The sequence below is a fragment of the Kitasatospora sp. NBC_01246 genome (assembly GCF_036226505.1).
Taxonomy (GTDB): Bacteria; Actinomycetota; Actinomycetes; order Streptomycetales; family Streptomycetaceae; genus Kitasatospora.
Map to the genome: position 1 here is coordinate 7,119,077 of NZ_CP108484.1, position 16,707 is coordinate 7,135,783.

At 74.0% G+C, this 16,707-nt stretch carries 14 protein-coding genes; 11 read left to right on the forward strand and 3 right to left on the reverse strand.

Annotated elements, in window-relative coordinates; genetic code table 11:
- The first annotated feature begins 194 nt into the window (after positions 1 to 194).
- From OG618_RS30210 to OG618_RS30260, 11 genes are all read left to right on the forward strand, one after another.
- The gene (locus OG618_RS30210; protein ID WP_329490734.1) at positions 195 to 1,967 is read left to right on the forward strand and encodes an ABC transporter ATP-binding protein; all 1,773 of its coding nucleotides are present in this window, start codon (positions 195 to 197) and stop codon (positions 1,965 to 1,967) included.
- 43 nt (positions 1,968 to 2,010) lie between these two features.
- Positions 2,011 to 3,783, forward strand: a complete 1,773-nt coding sequence (locus OG618_RS30215) for an ABC transporter ATP-binding protein (protein ID WP_329490735.1) — start codon at positions 2,011 to 2,013, stop codon at positions 3,781 to 3,783.
- Positions 3,784 to 3,951: 168 nt separating this feature from the next.
- A complete protein-coding gene (locus OG618_RS30220) occupies positions 3,952 to 4,197 on the forward strand; it encodes a LapA family protein (protein WP_329490736.1) in 246 nt (81 codons plus the stop codon).
- Positions 4,194 to 4,958, forward strand: coding sequence for an amino acid ABC transporter ATP-binding protein (locus OG618_RS30225; protein ID WP_359806889.1), 765 nt, complete (start codon positions 4,194 to 4,196; stop codon positions 4,956 to 4,958). The genes OG618_RS30220 and OG618_RS30225 overlap by 4 nt, the downstream gene beginning before the upstream one ends.
- Before the next feature lie 25 nt (positions 4,959 to 4,983).
- The gene (locus OG618_RS30230) at positions 4,984 to 5,862 is read left to right on the forward strand and encodes a glutamate ABC transporter substrate-binding protein (RefSeq protein ID WP_329492352.1); all 879 of its coding nucleotides are present in this window, start codon (positions 4,984 to 4,986) and stop codon (positions 5,860 to 5,862) included.
- Positions 5,863 to 5,874: 12 nt separating this feature from the next.
- The gene (locus tag OG618_RS30235; RefSeq protein ID WP_329490737.1) at positions 5,875 to 6,519 is read left to right on the forward strand and encodes an amino acid ABC transporter permease; all 645 of its coding nucleotides are present in this window, start codon (positions 5,875 to 5,877) and stop codon (positions 6,517 to 6,519) included.
- A complete protein-coding gene (locus OG618_RS30240; RefSeq protein ID WP_329490738.1) occupies positions 6,516 to 7,379 on the forward strand; it encodes an amino acid ABC transporter permease in 864 nt (287 codons plus the stop codon). The genes OG618_RS30235 and OG618_RS30240 overlap by 4 nt, the downstream gene beginning before the upstream one ends.
- A gap of 111 nt (positions 7,380 to 7,490) precedes the next feature.
- Positions 7,491 to 8,405, forward strand: a complete 915-nt coding sequence (locus OG618_RS30245; protein WP_329490739.1) for a LysR family transcriptional regulator — start codon at positions 7,491 to 7,493, stop codon at positions 8,403 to 8,405.
- 116 nt (positions 8,406 to 8,521) lie between these two features.
- Positions 8,522 to 9,088 (forward strand): cysteine dioxygenase family protein, encoded by a 567-nt coding sequence (locus OG618_RS30250; RefSeq protein ID WP_329490740.1) that lies wholly within the window; start codon positions 8,522 to 8,524, stop codon positions 9,086 to 9,088.
- Positions 9,089 to 9,101: 13 nt separating this feature from the next.
- On the forward strand, positions 9,102 to 10,139 hold the full coding sequence (locus tag OG618_RS30255) for a YeiH family protein (protein ID WP_329492353.1): 1,038 nt from the start codon (positions 9,102 to 9,104) through the stop codon (positions 10,137 to 10,139).
- An 85-nt stretch (positions 10,140 to 10,224) separates the two neighbouring features.
- Entirely contained in the window at positions 10,225 to 10,935 is a 711-nt protein-coding gene (locus tag OG618_RS30260; RefSeq protein ID WP_329490741.1) for a spermidine synthase, read from the forward strand.
- A 55-nt stretch (positions 10,936 to 10,990) separates the two neighbouring features.
- Here OG618_RS30260 and OG618_RS30265 read toward each other — a convergent pair whose 3' ends face one another.
- From OG618_RS30265 to OG618_RS30275, 3 genes are all read right to left on the reverse strand, one after another.
- Positions 10,991 to 13,261 carry a glycosyl hydrolase family 18 protein gene (locus OG618_RS30265; protein ID WP_329490742.1) on the reverse strand — a complete coding sequence of 757 codons (2,271 nt, stop codon included), beginning with the start codon at positions 13,259 to 13,261 and terminating at the stop codon, positions 10,991 to 10,993.
- 316 nt (positions 13,262 to 13,577) lie between these two features.
- Complete coding sequence (locus tag OG618_RS30270) at positions 13,578 to 15,632, reverse strand: hypothetical protein (RefSeq protein ID WP_329490743.1); 2,055 nt, start codon at positions 15,630 to 15,632, stop codon at positions 13,578 to 13,580.
- Between the two features lie 135 nt (positions 15,633 to 15,767).
- Positions 15,768 to 16,658 carry a TetR/AcrR family transcriptional regulator gene (locus OG618_RS30275; protein ID WP_329490744.1) on the reverse strand — a complete coding sequence of 297 codons (891 nt, stop codon included), beginning with the start codon at positions 16,656 to 16,658 and terminating at the stop codon, positions 15,768 to 15,770.
- Positions 16,659 to 16,707: the final 49 nt, after the last annotated feature.

A 16,707-nucleotide genomic window follows, 5' to 3' on the forward strand; every position in this document is an offset into this window, starting at 1 on the left:
GGGGCGCGCGACGCGGAAAACCTGTTGCGCAGCTCACAGTCGCCTTGGCAGGCTCGCTGCCATGACCTCCTGAGCAGCCCCCCGGCCGTGACCGCACCGGCCCCATCCTCCCCTTCCCCCACCACGTGCTCCCGGCGCCACCGCGCGACGAGCACGTCGTCGCCATTCGCCCGCACCACCCCCAACGGAGCGTCATGCCGCTCAAGACCCTGCCGCTGGCCGATCCCGGCGACCCGGATCTCTCCTCCCCCCTCGCCTTCCTGCGCTGGCTGCAGCGCAGCCAGCGGCGCGGGCAGGTGCTCGCCACCTGCTGGTCGCTGCTGGAGATGGGCAGCCGGGCGGCCCTGCCGCTCCCGGTGGGCCTCGGTGTCCAGGCCGCCGTGGACGGCGACGCCGCCGGCCTCCGGTGGGCCGGTGCCGCCGTGCTGGCCCTGGCCATCGTCGCCGCCTTCGGCGCCGTCATGCTGCACCGCCAGGCGGTGTGGAACTGGATCCACGCCGCCACCCAGGTCCGCCAACTGGTCTCCCGTCAGGCCTCCCACCTGGGCGCCGGGCTGTCCCGGCGGATCGCCACCGGTGAGATCGTCGCCGTCGGCAGCGGGGACGTCGAGAAGATCGGCTGGTACGTCGAGCTGGTCGCCCGGCTCCGCGGCGCGGTGCTGGTCTGGCTGGCGGTCAGCGCCGCAGTGCTGGTCGCCGAGCCCGTGCTCGGCCTCGCCGTGCTGCTCGGCGTCCCGGTGCTGGCCGCCTCCGTCTGGCCGCTGCTCGGCCCCTTCGAGCGGCGCTACTCAGAACAGCGCGCGCTCGGCGGCAAGGCGACGGAGCTGGCCGCCGACACCGTGGCCGGGCTCCGGGTGCTCCGCGGCATCGGCGGCGAGGAGCTGTTCCTCGACCGCTACCGGGCGGCCTCCCAGAAGGTCCGCGCGGCCGCCGTCCGCTCGGCCCGGGTCTGGTCGCTGATGCAGGCCCAGCAGGTCCTGCTGCCGGGCCTCTTCGTGGTCGGCGTCACCTGGTACGGGGCCCGGCTGGCCGCGGACGGGGAGATCGGCATCGGCACCCTCGTCGCGGTGTACGGCGCCACCGCCTACCTGGCCGCGCCGCTGCGCATCCTCGGCGAGGCCGCGCACGCCTGGAGCGTCGCCCGGGTCTCCGCGGGGCGGGCCGTCCGGGTGCTCTCGCTCAGCCGGACGACCGGCACCGCCGAGGCCGTGCTCACCGGGCCGGGCCGGGCCGACCTGTTCGACCCGGTGACCGGGCTGACGCTGCGGGCCGGTGAGCTGACCGCCGTCGTCTGCGGCGACCCGGACTTCGCCGGGGCGCTGGCCGGCCGGCTCGGCGGGCACGTCCCGCTGGGCGAGGGGGAGCGGGCGCAGCCCTCCGTCCGGCTCGGCGGCACCGAGCTGGACGCCGTGCCGCTGGCCGAGGCCCGGGCGGCGGTGCTGGTCCACGACAAGGAGCCGGTGCTGCTCTCCGGCACCCTGGCCGAGCTCTTCGACATCCCCGCCTCGGGCCGGGTCACCCCCGCCGAGGCGCTGGCCGCCGCCCGCGCCGAGGACGTCCTGGACGCGCTGGTGGACGGCTCGCCCGAGTGCGCGGGGGACGCCATGCGGGCCGGGATCACCGAGCGCGGCCGCTCGCTCTCCGGCGGCCAGCGCCAGCGGCTGGCGCTGGCCCGCGCCCTGCTGGCCGACCCGCCGGTGCTCGTCCTGGACGAGCCCACCAGCGCGGTCGACGCCCACACCGAGTCCCGAATCGCCACCGGGCTGCGTGCGAGCCGGGAGGGGCGCACCACGGTGGTGTTCGCCACCAGCCCGCTGCTGCTGGACCAGGCGGACCGGGTGGTACTGCTCCAGGGCGGCCGGGCCGTCGCGGCCGGCCGCCACCGCGAGCTGATGCGCACCGAGCCCGCCTACCGCGCCGTGGTCACCCGCGACGAGGAACCGGTCGCCGTCGGGGAGGGCGTATGAGCCCCGCACCCGTCCGCCGCCCCGCCCAGCCGAGGAGCACCGCATGAAGCCCCCCGCCCATCAGGAGCAGGGACCGGCCACCACCCTGCCGGTCGGCTCGCCGGCCACCGTCCGCGCCTACCTGCGGCTGCTCGCCCGGCGGCACCGCGCCGGCTTCGGCGCCGTGGTGGGCCTGCACTCGGTGGCCACCGTGGCCGGCCTGGTCGGGCCCTGGGTGCTCGGCACCCTGGTCGAGTCGCTGGCCACCGGCACCGCCGGGTCCACCATCGCGGTGGCCGTCGCCTGGTACCTGCTGGCCCTGGTGGTGCAGTCGGCCTTCACCTGGTGGTCCCGGCTGCGCGGCAGCGTCCTCGGCGAGCGGGTGCTGGCCGACCTCCGGGAGGACTTCCTGGTCCGGTCGGTGACGCTGCCGACCGGTGTGCTGGAGCGGGCCGGCACCGGGGACCTCGTCTCCCGGGGCACCACCGACATCGACCGGCTGGACAAGTCGGTCCGCGAGGCGGTGCCCGAGCTGGCCGTCGCCGTGGTCTCGCTGCTGCTGGTGCTCGGCGCCCTGGTGGTGACCTCACCACTGCTCGCGCTCACCTCGCTGATCGGCCTGCCGCTGCTGCTGGCCAGCTCGCGCTGGTACTTCCGGCGGGCCCCGCAGTCCTACCGCAACGAGTCGGCCGGCTACGCCGCGGTCAACACCGTGCTGGCCGAGACGGTCGACGCCGGGCGGACGGTCGAGACGCTGCGCCTGGGCGACGACCGGGTCCGGCTCACCGACCGCAAGCTCGGCGAGTGGCTCGCCTGGGAGCGGTACACCCTCTGGCTGCGCTCGGTCTGGTTCCCGACCATCGACGCGGTCTACACCCTGGCCGTGCTCGGGACGCTGGTGCTCGGCGGCCTGTTCACGCTGGAGGGCTGGATCACCGTCGGCCAGCTGACCACCGGGGTGCTCTACGCCCAGGCGCTCACCGGCCCGGTCGACCTGATCCTGCGCTGGTACGACGAGCTGCAGATCGGGCAGGCCTCGCTGGCGCGACTGGTCGGGGTCCGCGAGGTGCCCGAGCACGAGTGCGACGAGTCCGCCCACCCGGACGGCCGACACGTGCGGGCCGACGAGGTGCGGTTCGGCTACCGCGAGGGCGCCGACGTGCTGCACGGGATCAGCCTGGACGTCGCCCCGGGCAGCCGGGTCGCCCTGGTCGGTCCCTCCGGTGCGGGCAAGTCCACCCTGGGGCGGCTGCTGGCCGGGATCTACGCGCCCGGCCGGGGCAGCGTGACGCTGGGCGGGGCGCCGCTCTCGCGGATGCCGGCCGAGCGGGTCCGGGCCGAGGTGGCCCTGGTCAACCAGGAGCACCACGTCTTCGTCGGCACCCTGCGGGACAACCTGCGCCTTGCGGCGCCGGACGCCGCCGACACCGAGCTGCGCGCCGCGCTGGACGCGGTGGACGCCGGGGAGTGGGTGGACGCGCTGGCGCAGGGGCTGGACACCGAGGTCGGCTCGGGCGGCACCGCGCTGACCCCTCCGCAGGCGCAGCAACTCGCGCTGGCCCGACTGGTGCTGGCCGACCCGCACACCCTGGTCCTGGACGAGGCCACCTCGCTGCTGGACCCGAGGGCCGCCCGGCACCTGGAGCGCTCGCTCTCGCGGGTGCTGGAGGGCCGGACGGTGATCGCCATCGCGCACCGGCTGCACACCGCCCACGACGCCGACGTGATCGCCGTGGTCGAGGGCGGGCGGATCAGCGAGTACGGCAGCCATCCGGAGCTGGTCGCCGCGGGCGGTCCGTACGCGGCGCTCTGGCGGTCCTGGCGGGACGAGCGGTAACCGGGGGCGGCAGCGGCCCCCCGGGCGCTCTGCTGCCCCGACCGGCCACCGGTGGCCGGCCGCTCCCGGTGACACAGCGCAAACCCGCACGGGGCAGGGTTGCCCCGTGCGGGTTACTCCCGGGCGCGTAACCGGACAAGTCGGTCGATCGGCCCGCAGACTGCGCGTGTGACCAAGATTTCAGACGGTTCCTCCAGCACCCGGCGCAGCGAGATCGGTGGCGTCCCCACCCGGTACATCGGGATCGGCGTCATCGTCGTGCTCGCGGTGTGGTTCCTGTTCGCCAACCTCGACAAGGTGAAGATCCAGTTCTGGGTGTTCACCGTGACCGCGCCGCTCTGGATCGCGCTGCTCGCCACCCTGCTCGCGGGTGGTGCGCTGGGGTGGTTGCTGAAGGGGCGGAGCACCAAGTGACGGCACCGCCGGGGGCGTCCGCCTTCGAGCCGCTGATCGAGCTGCGGGGCGTCAACAAGCACTTCGGCGAGCTGCACGTGCTGCAGGACATCGAGCTGACGGTGGGTCGCGGCGAGGTCGTGGTGGTGATCGGGCCCTCCGGCTCCGGCAAGTCCACGCTCTGCCGGGCGATCAACCGCCTGGAGCCGATCGAGTCGGGCAGCATCTCGATCGACGGCAAGCCGCTGCCCGCGGAGGGCAAGGGGCTCGCCCTGCTGCGCGCGGACGTCGGGATGGTCTTCCAGTCCTTCAACCTGTTCTCCCACAAGACCGTGCTGCAGAACGTCTCGCTGGCGCAGATCAAGGTCCGCGGCCGGCCGCGCGCGGAGGCGGACGCGAAGTCCCGGGCCCTGCTGGAGCGGGTCGGGCTGGTCGCCCAGGCGGACAAGTACCCGGCGCAGCTCTCCGGGGGCCAGCAGCAGCGCGTCGCGATCGCCCGGGCGCTCGCCATGGAGCCCAAGGCACTGCTCTTCGACGAGCCCACCTCCGCCCTCGACCCCGAGATGATCAACGAGGTGCTGGACGTGATGCGCCAGCTCGCGCACGAGGGCATGACCATGGTGGTGGTCACCCACGAGATGGGGTTCGCCCGCGCGTCGGCCAACCGGGTGGTGTTCATGGCCGACGGGCGGATCGTCGAGGACCGTGCCCCCGAGGACTTCTTCGGCGCGCCGGAGAGCGAGCGCGCCCGGGACTTCCTGTCCAAGATCCTGAAGCACTGAGGCGGGCGCCGTGACGAGGAAGTGGATGCTCGCCGCCGCGGCCCTGATCGTGCTGCTGGCCGGCTGCGGCAAGGAGGGCACCCCGCCGCCGAAGGGTCCGCAGCCCAGCGCGCTGCCCAGCTACCAGGTGCGGGACGCCGCCGGCATCACCGGTTCGCCCACCCTGGACGCGGCGCGCGCCCGGGGCCACCTGGTGGTGGGGGCCAAGGAGGACCAGCCCTACCTCGGGCAGAAGAACCCGGCCACCGGGGAGTACTCCGGCTTCGACATCGAGATCGCCAAGATGGTCGGCGCCGACCTGGGCTTCGCGCCCGACCGGATCGAGTTCCGGACGATCGCCTCCGCCAACCGGGAGACCGCCCTGCAGAACGGGCAGGTGGACTACTACGTCGGCACCTACACCATCAACGACAACCGCAAGAAGCTGGTCGGCTTCGCGGGGCCGTACTACCTGGCCGGCCAGTCGCTGCTGGTGCGCGAGAACAACGACACCATCCACGGCCCGGAGGACCTGAACGGCAAGAAGGTCTGCTCGGCGGCGGGCTCCACCCCGTACCAGCGGATCCAGAAGCAGTACCCCGACGTCAAGCTGATCGGCTACGACACCTACTCGGCCTGCGTGGACAACCTGATCACCGGCCAGGTGGACGCCGTCACCACGGACAACACGATCCTGATGGGCTACGCGGCCAAGGTGCCGGACGAGCTCAAGGTGGTCGGGCCGCTGTTCTCCCAGGAGCCGTACGGGATCGGGACGCCGAAGGACGACACCGTGCTGCGCTACGCGCTGGACGACGCCCTGGCGCACCACGAGGAGAACGGTGACTGGAAGCGGGCCTACGACGCCACCCTCGGCCTGTCCGGGGTGTCCGCGCCGACCCCGCCGCCGATCGACCGGTACTGAGAGGGCCGCCCCGTGAAAACCCTGACCGACAACTGGTCGACCTACTGGGAGGGCTTCCTCGGCACCCTCTCGCTGTTCGTGGTGAGCGCCGTGCTCGCCCTGGTGCTGGGCGTGCTGATCGCCGGCTTCCGGGTCTCGCCGGTGCGGCCGCTGCGGGTGTTCGGGACGGTCTGGGTGACGCTGCTGCGCAACACCCCGCTGACCCTGCTCTTCTTCATCGTGGTGCTGGGCCTGCCGCGGTTCGACATCACGCTGCCGTTCTTCACCTTCGCGGTGCTCGCGCTCGGCTGCTACACCTCGGCGTTCGTCTGCGAGGCGATGCGCGCGGGGGTCAACACCGTGCCCAGCGGCCAGGGCGAGGCGGCCCGGAGCCTGGGCATGACCTTCGGGCAGACGATGAGCCTGGTGGTGCTGCCGCAGGCGTACCGGTCGGTGGTCGCCCCGATCGGCAGTGTGATGATCGCGCTGGCCAAGAACACCGCGATCGCCGGCTCGTTCAGCGTGACCGAACTGCTCGGCAGCTACCGGACCATCAACGAGCTGGGATACAGCATCATCTGGACCTTCGTCTGGATCGCCGTCGGCTACCTGATCATCACCCTGGCCGTCAGCGCGCTCTTCAACGTGCTGGAACGACGAGTGGCGGTGTCGCGATGACGGTGGAATCCTCGGCGCTCTACGACATCCCCGGCCCCAAGGCGCTGGCCCGGCACCGGCTGTACGGGCTGATCGCGCTGGTCGCGATCGCCGCGCTGATCGGGTGGATCGTCTACATGCTGTTCCACACCGAGCAGTTCACGTACCAGAAGTGGACGGCCTTCGAGTACGAGGGCGTGCAGGACCTGCTGCTGCGCGGGCTGGGGAACACGCTCAAGGCCTTCGGATGGACGGTGCTGTTCGCGCTGCCGTTCGGCGCGCTGTTCGCGGCCGGGCGGCTCTCCGACCACCGGGCGGTGCGCTGGCTCTCCACCCTGGTGGTGGAGTTCTTCCGAGCCATGCCGGTGCTGGTGATGATCTTCTTCATCTTCGTCGCGCTCAAGGTGGAACCGCTCTGGGCGCTGGTGGCCGGTCTGGTGCTGTACAACGGCTCGGTGCTGGCCGAGGTGTTCCGGGCCGGTGTGCTCGCGGTGCCCGCCGGGCAGCGCGAGGCGGCGTACGCGCTGGGCATGCGCAAGACCCAGGTGATGTCCTACGTGCTGGTGCCGCAGGCCAACCGGGCGATGCTGCCGGCCATCATCAGCCAGCTGGTGGTGGCGCTCAAGGACACCTCGCTGGGCTTCCTGATCACCTACGAGGAGTTCCTGCACGCGGGCAAGCTGATCGCCACCAACCTCGACTACGACCTGCCGTTCATCCCCGTGGTGATGGTGATCTCGCCGATCTACATCGGGATGTGCCTGGCGCTCTCCTGGCTGGCCCGGTGGGTCGAGGCCCGTACCCGGCGCAGTCCGAGCACCCAGGGCGGCGCACCGGTCGCCGAGGCCGGACTGGTGCTGGGGCTGCCCCCGGAGGAGTAGGAGCGGCGGGAACGCATCGGAGAAACCATAGGTGCGGGTGGGAATAGCTCCGGCATCTCCAAAGTCTGCTTATGATTCCTGGGACCAGGGGCGCGGGCAGGTGGAGGGGCAGTGGAGCCGGTATTCGACTCGCGGCACATCAGGACCTTCCACGAGGTCGTCCGGGCCGGCTCCTACTCGGCCGCCGCCCGCGAACTCGGCTACACCCAGCCCGCCATCACCCAGCAGATGAAGGCACTGGAACGGTCCGTCGGAGTGCCGCTGTTCACCCGGGCCGGGCGCGGGCTGCGCCTCACCGAGGCCGGTGAGGCACTGGCCCGGCACGCCGAACTGATCCTCGGCAGTCTCGCCGCGGCCCAGCAGCAACTCGGCGCGCTCGCCCGGTTGCGCGCCGGGAGGGTCCGGGTCTGCGCGTTCCCGAGCGCCAACGCGACCCTGATACCCCAGGCGATGGCCCGGCTGCTCGCCGAGCACCCCGGGGTCCGGGTCGAACTGCTGGAGGCCGAACCGCCCGACTCCGTGCAGCGGCTGCTGCGCGGCGAGTGCGACATCGCGCTCTCCTTCCGCTACCCGGGCGTCGCCGCCGAGCTGCCGCCCGAGCTGGACGAGATCCCGCTGATGGAGGACCTGCTCACGGTGCTGCTGCCGGTCGGCCACCCGCTGGGCCGCCGGCACGCCGTCCGGCTGGCCGACCTCGACGGCGAGCGCTGGATCGCCGGGTGTCCGCGCTGCCGGGCCAACCTGCTGCACGTCTGCGCCGAGGAGGGCTTCGCACCCGACATCGTCTTCTCCACCGACGACAACCTGGCGGTGCAGAGCCTGGTCGCCGCCGGGGTCGGGATCGCGCTGATGCCCGCGCTGGTGCTCTCCTTCATGTGCCACCGCAAGGTCACCGGGCGCGCCGTCGAGCCGCACCTGCGGCGCCAGGTGAGCGCGTACGTGCTCCGCGAGCACCGCCGGATCCCGGCCACCGCGCTGGTGCTGGACCAGTTGCGGTCCGCGGCGGCCTCGCGGGTGGGCTGCTGATCCCCGCCGTTCGACAACCGGCCCGTCGGCCCGGGGTCAATCCATAAGCGGGGTTTGGGGAAGAGCGAAAGAACCCTCCTTGGACGTGATGGGTCGGCCGGGGCCAACCTGCTGGCATGACACCCTCCGCCACGGTCGGCAGCGACCGGCTCACCGAGCGCATGACCGCCCTGGTCGGCGAGATCCGCGCGGTCGTGGACCGCGGCCTGCCGCCGGAACTCACCGCCTACCTGGTCGGTGAGCGACTCGCCCCGCACCTGGGGGACGCCGGCCTGCTCACCGAGGCGCAGCGCGAGGGGGATCCCGACCGCTACCGCCAGCACGTCCTGCACGCCGAGGCCGACGGCGGGTTCTCGGTCGTCGCGCTGGTCTGGCTGCCCGGCCAGGAGACCCCGATCCACGACCACGTCTCCTGGTGCGTGGCCGGCGTCCACCAGGGCAAGGAGAGCGAGACCCGCTATCGGCTGGTGTCCGACGGACGCACCGCCCACCTGGTGGAGACCGAGCACGTGGTCGGCCCGGCCGGCACCGTCGCCGCCTTCGCCCCGCCCGGCGACATCCACCTGGTGCGCAACGCCTGCTCCTCCACGGCCATCTCGATCCACGTCTACGGCGCCGACGTCTCCCGGCTGGGCACCAGCATCCGGCGCGTCTACCGGCTGCCCGCCGACGGGCGGCGGTGAGCCCGCCGTGGCACTGACCCTCCGGGACCGGCCCGTCCGCACCCGCGCACTGCCCCCGCTCGGCGGCGACGTCCCCGGGCTGCTGCTCGCCGCCCTCGGCGTGGCCGCCGCGCTCGCGATCCACCAGGCCGTGCCCGCCGTGCCCAAGCTCACCGCCGCCGTGGTGCTCGGCATGGCCGCTGCCCACCTGCCCGGGCTGCGCCCGGTGGTCCGCGGGGTGGCCCGGCCGGGCCTCTCGACGGCCGGGAAGCGGCTGATGCGGCTCGGCATCGTGCTGCTCGGCCTCAAGCTCGGCCTGGACGACGTGCTCGGCCTCGGCTGGGCCACCGTCGCCATGGTGGTCGCCGTGGTGGCCGCCACCTTCGCCGGGACCGTCTGGCTCGGTCGCCGGCTCGGCCTGCCGGGCGACCAGCCGCTGCTCGTCGCCACCGGGTACTCGATCTGCGGGGCCTCGGCGATCGGCGCGGTCAGCCAGGCCGCCGGCAGCGAGGAGGAGGACGTCGCCGCCTCCGTCGCGCTGGTCACCCTCTGCGGCACCCTGGCCATCGCCGTCCTCCCGCTGCTCCACCAGCCGCTCGGCCTGGACGACGCCGGGTTCGGGCGCTGGGTCGGCGCCAGCGTGCACGACGTCGGGCAGGTGGTCGCCACCGCGCAGACCGGCGGGGCGGGTGCGCTGCGCGAGGCCGTCCTGGTCAAGCTGATGCGGGTGGTGCTGCTGGCGCCACTGGTCGCCGGGGTCGCCGTCGCGATGCGGCGGGCGCGCCGGGGCACCCCCGGGGCCACCGGCAAGCGGCCGCCGATCGTGCCGCTCTTCGTGGCCGGGTTCCTCGCGATGATCGCGCTGCGGACCACCGGCGTGCTGCCCGACCGGGCGCTCACGCTGGCCGGGGACGCGCAGGAGCTGCTGCTGGCGGCCGCGCTGTTCGGCCTCGGCAGCGCCGTGCACCTGCCGACCATGCTGCGCACCGGCGGGCGGATCGCCCTGCTGGGGCTGGCCTCCTGGGTGATGGTCGCCGGCGTCAGCTACGCGGGGGTGCTGATCACGACGTGACCGGCGGGGCGGTGGCCTCGGCTATTGTCGGGCGGGTACTCGTTCGCCGAGCCGTTCTGCACCCGAGCCCGGGAGGAATCGCCGCATGTCCATCGCACTGCCCGCACGGGACGACCAGGAGGCAGTCGTCACCCTCGACCGGCGGGAGGGCCCGTTCGGCGAGGTGGTGCTGCGTCGGCGCGGACGGCACTTCGAGATCATCGCGAACGGCTGCTTCCTGATGGACACCGCCGACGGCCGCTCCGAGCGGTTGCTGATCCAGGCGGCGCTGGACGAGCTGGACCGCACCGGCCCCGCGGTGGAGCGCCCCTCGGTGCTGATCGGCGGGCTCGGCGTCGGATTCTCGCTGGCGTACGCGGTGGCCGAGGCGCGCTGGGGCCGGATCGCGATCGTCGAGCGCGAGAACGCGATCATCGACTGGCACCGGAGTGGCCCGCTGGGTGCCTTCTCCGGCGGCGCGCTGGAGGACGAGCGGGTGGCGGTGCTCCACACCGACCTGCTGGAGTACCTGGCGGCGGCGGACGGCGAGCGCTACGACGCGCTCTGCCTGGACATCGACAACGGCCCGGACTGGACGGTCACCGACTCCAACGCCGGGCTCTACGGCGCCGACGGGCTGGCCGTGCTCTGGCACCGGCTGCGGCCGGGCGGGGTGCTGGCGGTCTGGAGCGCGCAGCCCTCCCCGGACTTCGAGGAGGCGCTGCGCGCGGCGGGCTTCTCGGACGTGGTCACCCACGAGATCGAGGTCGCCCGGGGAGTGCCGGACGTGGTGCACCTGGCCCGGCGCGCCGACTGAGCGCCGCGCCGGGCCGGGTCGTACTGGGCGGGCTGGGCCGGGCTGTACCGGTGGCCTACTTCAGACCGTTGTCCACCGCGGCCATCAGTTCGCCGTTCGGGGTGTCACCGTCGAAGGCCCACACCATCGCGCCGGCCAGCCCCTGGGACTTGATCCAGGCGGTCTTGCGGGCGATCTCGATCGGGTCGTCGTAGGTGTAGAGGACGGTCCCGTTGTAGATGTACGCGTGGCCGGCCACCGGGTCCCGGTAGATGGTGTAACCGCCGCCGGTGGCCATCTGCTTGAGCTTCTTGTAGTCCTCGAAGCCGGCCTCGTACGTCCCCGGGCCGGGGCCCGTCGCGGTCTGGAACAGGCCGTTGGTGGTGCCGCGCGGCACCCCCGTCCAGCCGCGTCCGTAGAACGGGATGCCCAGGGTCAGCTTGCTCTTCGGAGCGCCGCCGTTGAGGTAGGCGTTGATGGCGATCTCGGAGCTGAACTGCCGGTCCGGGGTGCTCGGGTCACCGGCCGCGAGCTTGATCGCGGACTGCTGGTTGGTGCTCATCTCCCAGCCGCCGTGGTAGTCGTAGCCCTGGATGGTGGCGAAGTCGAAGGCGCCGAACAGCCCGGGGACGTCGATGCCGGCGGTGACCTTCGCCGGGTCGGCCGGGAGGAAGGCGCTCAGCGTGTAGTGCTTGGCGGTGGTGGCGCCGAGGGCGTCCAGCTGGCGGCGGAACTCCTGGGCCAGCAGGGTGTAGTTGGCCTTGTCGGTCGGGCGGAAGATGTTCCCGTCGTGCCCGCCGGAGGCCGGCCACTCCCAGTCGAGGTCGATGCCGTCGAAGATGCCGGCCGCGCTGCCCGGGCCGCCGCGGCCGTCGATGACCGGCAGGTTGCCCTTGATGTACATGTCGATGCAGGAGCTCACCAGCGCCTTGCGGGAGGCGTCGGTGGCGGCCGCGTCGGAGAACCACTTGCTGTACGACCAACCGCCCAGCGAGATCTGGATCTTGAGGTTGGGGTACTTGGCCTTGAGCTGCTTCAACTGGTTGAAGTTGCCCGCCAGCTTCTGGTCCCAGGTGTCGGTGGTGCCGGCCACCGAGCTGCCGGCGTCCCAGCCCTTGCCGAAGTCGGCCCAGGCGTCACCGGCGCCGTCGCCCGCGTTGGGGTCGTTGTCCGGTCCGGCGGCCTTGTTGGTGATGAAGCACTGCTTGGTGGTCGGGTGGATGTTGGCGAAGGCGTAGTTGAGCGTGGTGAGCCGGCCGGCCGAGCCGGAGGTGTCGAGCTGCTTCACGCTGTACCCGCGGGCGTAGATGCTCCACTGGGTGAAGTAGCCGATCTTCAGCGCGCCGGGGTTGCTCCCGCCGGGCTGGGTCTTGCCGGTGACGGCGTTCGACGCGGGGGAGACGTTGCCGGCCGCGTCTCGGGCCTTCACGGTGAAGGTGTACGAGGTGTCCGGAGCCAGGTTGCCCACGGTGGCGGAGGTGCCCGTGACGGTGGCGGCGAGCGCGGTGCCGTTGTAGACGTCGTAGGCGGTGACCCCGGTGTTGTCGGTGCTGGCGCCCCAGGTGAGCGAGACGCTGTTGGCGTCCGAGCCGGTGACCAGCGGGGTGCCGGGGGTGGTCGGTGCCTGGCGGTCCGGGTCGGTCGGCGGCTTGGTGGTGGCGGTGACCGGGCCGGCGGCGGCCGAGCGGTTGCCCGCGGCGTCCAAGGCCTGGACGGTGAACTGGTAGGCGGTGCCGGCGGTCAGGCCCTGGACGGTGACCGCCGTGGTGGCGCCGTCCGTGGTGGCGACCTTGGTGGCGCCCTGGAACACGTCGTAGCCGGTGACCCCGACGTTGTCGGTGCTCGCCGTCCAGGCGAGGTCGACGGTGGTCTGGGTGGTGGTGCCGGCCTGGAGGCCGCCGGGCACGGTCGGCGCGCTCTGGTCCCCGCCGGCGCCGTCGCAGGGCTGGCCGTTCAGCTTGCAGTTGAGCAGCGGCTTGTAGGCGCCCGAGTAGGCGATGTTGAAGCCGAAGTTGTACGTGCCGCCCGGCGGCAGGTTGCCGGCCCAGCTGGGGTTCTTGACCGTGACGTGCGAACTCGCCGTGGTGTAGCTCGCGTTCCAGAGCGAGGCGACCGTGTTGGCGGCCGGCAGGTCGAACTCCAGGGTCCAGCTGGGCAGGGTTGCGCTGGAGCCGTTGGTGATGGTGTAGCTGCCCTCGTAGCCGGTGCTCCAGTCGCTGCCCTTGGTGAACGTCGCGGTGGCGGACCCGGCGGCGTGGGCGGCGGTGCTGGGCAGGGAGACGGCGAGCAGCGGGACGATCAGGGCCCCGGCCGCCAGCAGCGGCAGCTTGATCCGACGTCGGCGCATGGTTGTGGCTCCTGTCCTGGGGCCTCCGGGCATGCCGGGTCGCCCCGTTACCTGTGGGGAGGTGTCAGGTGCGTGGAGCAGCGTGCGGGAGCTCCGGGCCGTCGGGCGGCGCGGAACCGGAGACCTCCGGCCGTCGGGGTGCCGTCAGGATCCTGTGCTCCCCGAGGGTAGGGAGCCGGTCGGCAACTGGCAATAGGTCTGTACCAGTTGACGGTGGTGGACATGGCGGGCGGCGCGGTCGGTGGGGCCGGGCGCGGACGCGCACCGGCGGCCGCCCCTGGTGCGGGACGGCCGCCGGTGCGCGGTGGTCCGGGCCTCAGCCGAAGGGGCTGCTCTCCGGCGCGGCGGCCGGTGCGGCCTCGGGGGCGGCGGGGGCGGGGGTGTCGGCCGGCAGCGGGGCGAAGGGGTTGAAGTCCGGCGGCGGGACCATCACCGGGGTGCCCTTGGGGCCGCGCGCCGGGTCGTCCGGCCCGTCCTCGGCCGTCGGCAGGGTGACGGTCGGCGCGGGCACGGTCGGCGGCGCCGAGGGCGGCGGCGGCACGGCGGCGGGCGGCTGCGGGAGGGTGGTGCCGAACGGGTCGCTCGGCCGGTCCTCGGCCGTCACCGTGCCGAACGGGTCGGCAGCCCGGGTGGCGGCCGGTGCGGCCTCGGGGGCGGCGGGGGCGGGGGTGTCGGCCGGCAGCGGGGCGAAGGGGTCGAAGTCCGGCGGCGGGACCATCACCGGCGTGCCCTTGGGGCCCCGCTCCGGGGCGTCGGCGGTCTCGGGCACGGTGGTGTCGGTGAGCGTCGCGGCCTGCGGGGCGAAGGGGTCGAAGTCCGGCGGCGGGACCATGACGGGGGTGCCCTTGGGGCGCCGCTCGGCCGCCTCCGGGCTGTCGTCCGGCACCAGGAGGGGCTCGACGGGCGTCGGGTCGGCCTCGGGGGCGAAGGGGTTGAAGTCGGCCGGGGGGACCCGGACCGGCGTGCCGCGCAGGTGGACCGGCAGCGGCGTGGCGTCGTCCGGAACGGGCGCGGCGGCCTGCTCCGGGACGGCTTCGGCGGCGAACCCGGCCGTCGCGGCGAGCGCTTCGGCCCCCGGAGCGGGCGTCGGGGCCGGCGTCGGGGCCGGAACCGGGTACGGCTCGGCGGGGACGCCGTGGGCGGGGGGCGCGGCGGGCGCCGGCGCGAAGGCGCGGACCGGCGGGGTCAGCTGCCCGGCCACGCCGTCCCAGCCGAACTGGACGCTCTTCAGCAGCTCGGCGAAGGCCTCCGTGTACAGCTCCCAGTCCTGCTGCTGCGCCGTCGTGAGCTGGACGCAGAGCACCGAGACACCGTCCGGCAGCGGCACGAACGCCTCCACCACCGAGGTGACCGCCCAGCGGCGCCGGCCGTCGTCGGCGAGCGGACCGGGGACGGGGACGCTGCGGCCCTCGACCAGGACGGCGGCCGGGCCGGCCGGCAGCAGCACCGTCCAGACCTCGGCGTGCCGGCGGACGGTGGCCAGTTCGGTGGCCAGCCCGGAGATCGGCAGCGGGTGGCGGGCGAGCGAGACCACCAGGGTGGCCTCGGTCGGCCGGCCGGCCACCTCCAGGGCGCAGAGCCCGGCGTAGACCGTGCCCGAGGCGGTGATGGTGTCGGCCAGGGACGCGGCGATCACCGCGAAGTCGCGGCGCGGCGCCGGACCGGTGCCGCTGAACAGCTCCTCGGCGACCTCGGCCAGGTGCGCGGTCAGCTCGGCGGCGGCCGCACCGGTGGCCGGGTCGACGCCCTTGGCGGTGGCCACCGCGTCGGCCCCGGCCGGGCCGGCGGGCACGGTACGGGCGGAGACACCGACCGGGCCGCCCGGGGAGGTCAGCGGGTGGAAGCCGGGCGGGACGACCAGGCGGACCTCGGCGCCGGCGCCGGTGGCGAGCTCCACCGGCTGCCGGGTCTGCTGTCCGGCGGCGAGCGCCGCCAGCGCGGCGGCGAACGGCGGCCGCAGCTCGGGGGCGGCGACCTCGCCGGCCACCGGCAGCCCGAACAGCGCGGCCGTGGCGGTGCCCCGGTCGGCCACCGCGCCGCGTACCGGGCCGCCGCCGTACCGCGCGAGCAGCGCGTCGCCGGCCAGCTCGGCCAGCGGGGCGCCGGTGCCCGGGCGGGCCGTCCCGGCGGTGACCACGGTGCCGAGCCGGTCGACGGCGTCGTGCACCGGACCGTTGGGCGCCAGTGGGAGGTTGAACAGGGCCTCGGCCGCCGGGTGGGCGCCGGCGGTCAGGGCCGTCAGCGAAGCCGCCGGGTGGCGCGAGGTGTGCTTCTCGAAGAGGGCTTCGGTGAGCGCGCCGAGCGTCGCGGACACCTGCTCCGCCGGGGCGAAGGGATTGGCCTCCGTGGTGAACTGGCCGTCCTGGGTCAACTGATGAGCCCCCCGCTCTGCTGCGTGTGCGTTGGTGGTTCGGCGGATCCGGGCGCGCTCGTGACCGGCGCGGCGTCAGATCCGTGCCCATTCCTATCAGAGGCCGCCGCTGTGGCAGAACCGGCGTCCGCCGGTTCAGTTCGCGGGCTCGACCGCCAGCGCGGCGACCGCGTCCGCGATGCCGGGAACGGCGAACAGGCCCGCGAGTTCGCGCACCAGCCGCCCGGCCGGGCCGGCGGGGCGCTCGGCGGCGAAGAAGCCGGCGAGTTCGGCGGCCAGCGCGGGCTCCCGGGCGGCGGTCAGCGTCAGGGCCGCGACGAACTCCTGGACCAGGTGCAGCTGGAGCTCCTCCAGCGGCACCGAGCGCTCGCCCAGCCACTCCAGCGAGGTGATCTCGGCGTTGGCGATCCAGGCGCGGACGGTCAGCCGCAGGCCCGGACTCGGCGAGGGGACCGCCAGGTGGCTCAGGATCTGGTCGTGCGCGGCCCGCCGGACTTCGTCGATCACCGCCGACGTCCCGGCGCTGGCCGCCACCGAGCCGCCGCGCAGCAGCGCGGCGAAGCCGGGACCGTGGCTCTGCACGAAGTCCAGGTAGCGGCCCATCACCCGGTACAGCCGCTCGGAGAGCGGGCCGTCGGCGGGCTCCTCGAAGCGGCCGGCCAGCTCGCGGCCGGCCCGGCGCAGCGACTCCTCGTACAGCGCCTGCTTGCCGGGGAAGTAGTGGTAGACCAGCGGGCGGGAGGCGCCCGCGGCGGCCGCGATGTCGTCGATCGACACCTCCTCGGGCGGGCGCCGGCTGAAGAGGTCCAGGGCGACGGCGATCAGCTGCTCGCGCCGCTCGTCCACGCTGAGCCGCCGGCGCGGGCGCTCGCCGCCCTTTCCGGCCGGTGCGCCGGCGGCGGTGCCGCCGGGTGCCGCGAGGTCCGGGGTCGCGCCGTCCGGGGCGCCGGTGCGGCCGGCGGCCCGGCCGCTGCTCCGGGCGGTGCGCGGGGACGTGGGCGCCGCCGACGGCGTACGGGAAGCCATGGGCGTCACCCTATCCGGCCCGGGCGGCCGCCGTGGATCTTGTCCGGTG

What these genes read in the sequence shown, in the direction of transcription:
- OG618_RS30210 (WP_329490734.1), top strand. Translation starts at nt 195, where the DNA reads ATGCCGCTCAAGACCCTGCCGCTGGCCGATCCCGGCGACCCGGATCTC.
- OG618_RS30215 (WP_329490735.1), top strand. Translation starts at nt 2,011, where the DNA reads ATGAAGCCCCCCGCCCATCAGGAGCAGGGACCGGCCACCACCCTGCCG.
- OG618_RS30230 (WP_329492352.1), top strand. Translation starts at nt 4,984, where the DNA reads ATGCTCGCCGCCGCGGCCCTGATCGTGCTGCTGGCCGGCTGCGGCAAG.
- OG618_RS30240 (WP_329490738.1), top strand. Translation starts at nt 6,516, where the DNA reads ATGACGGTGGAATCCTCGGCGCTCTACGACATCCCCGGCCCCAAGGCG.
- OG618_RS30250 (WP_329490740.1), top strand. Translation starts at nt 8,522, where the DNA reads ATGACACCCTCCGCCACGGTCGGCAGCGACCGGCTCACCGAGCGCATG.
- OG618_RS30260 (WP_329490741.1), top strand. Translation starts at nt 10,225, where the DNA reads ATGTCCATCGCACTGCCCGCACGGGACGACCAGGAGGCAGTCGTCACC.
- OG618_RS30265 (WP_329490742.1), bottom strand. Translation starts at nt 13,261, where the DNA reads ATGCGCCGACGTCGGATCAAGCTGCCGCTGCTGGCGGCCGGGGCCCTG.
- OG618_RS30275 (WP_329490744.1), bottom strand. Translation starts at nt 16,658, where the DNA reads ATGGCTTCCCGTACGCCGTCGGCGGCGCCCACGTCCCCGCGCACCGCC.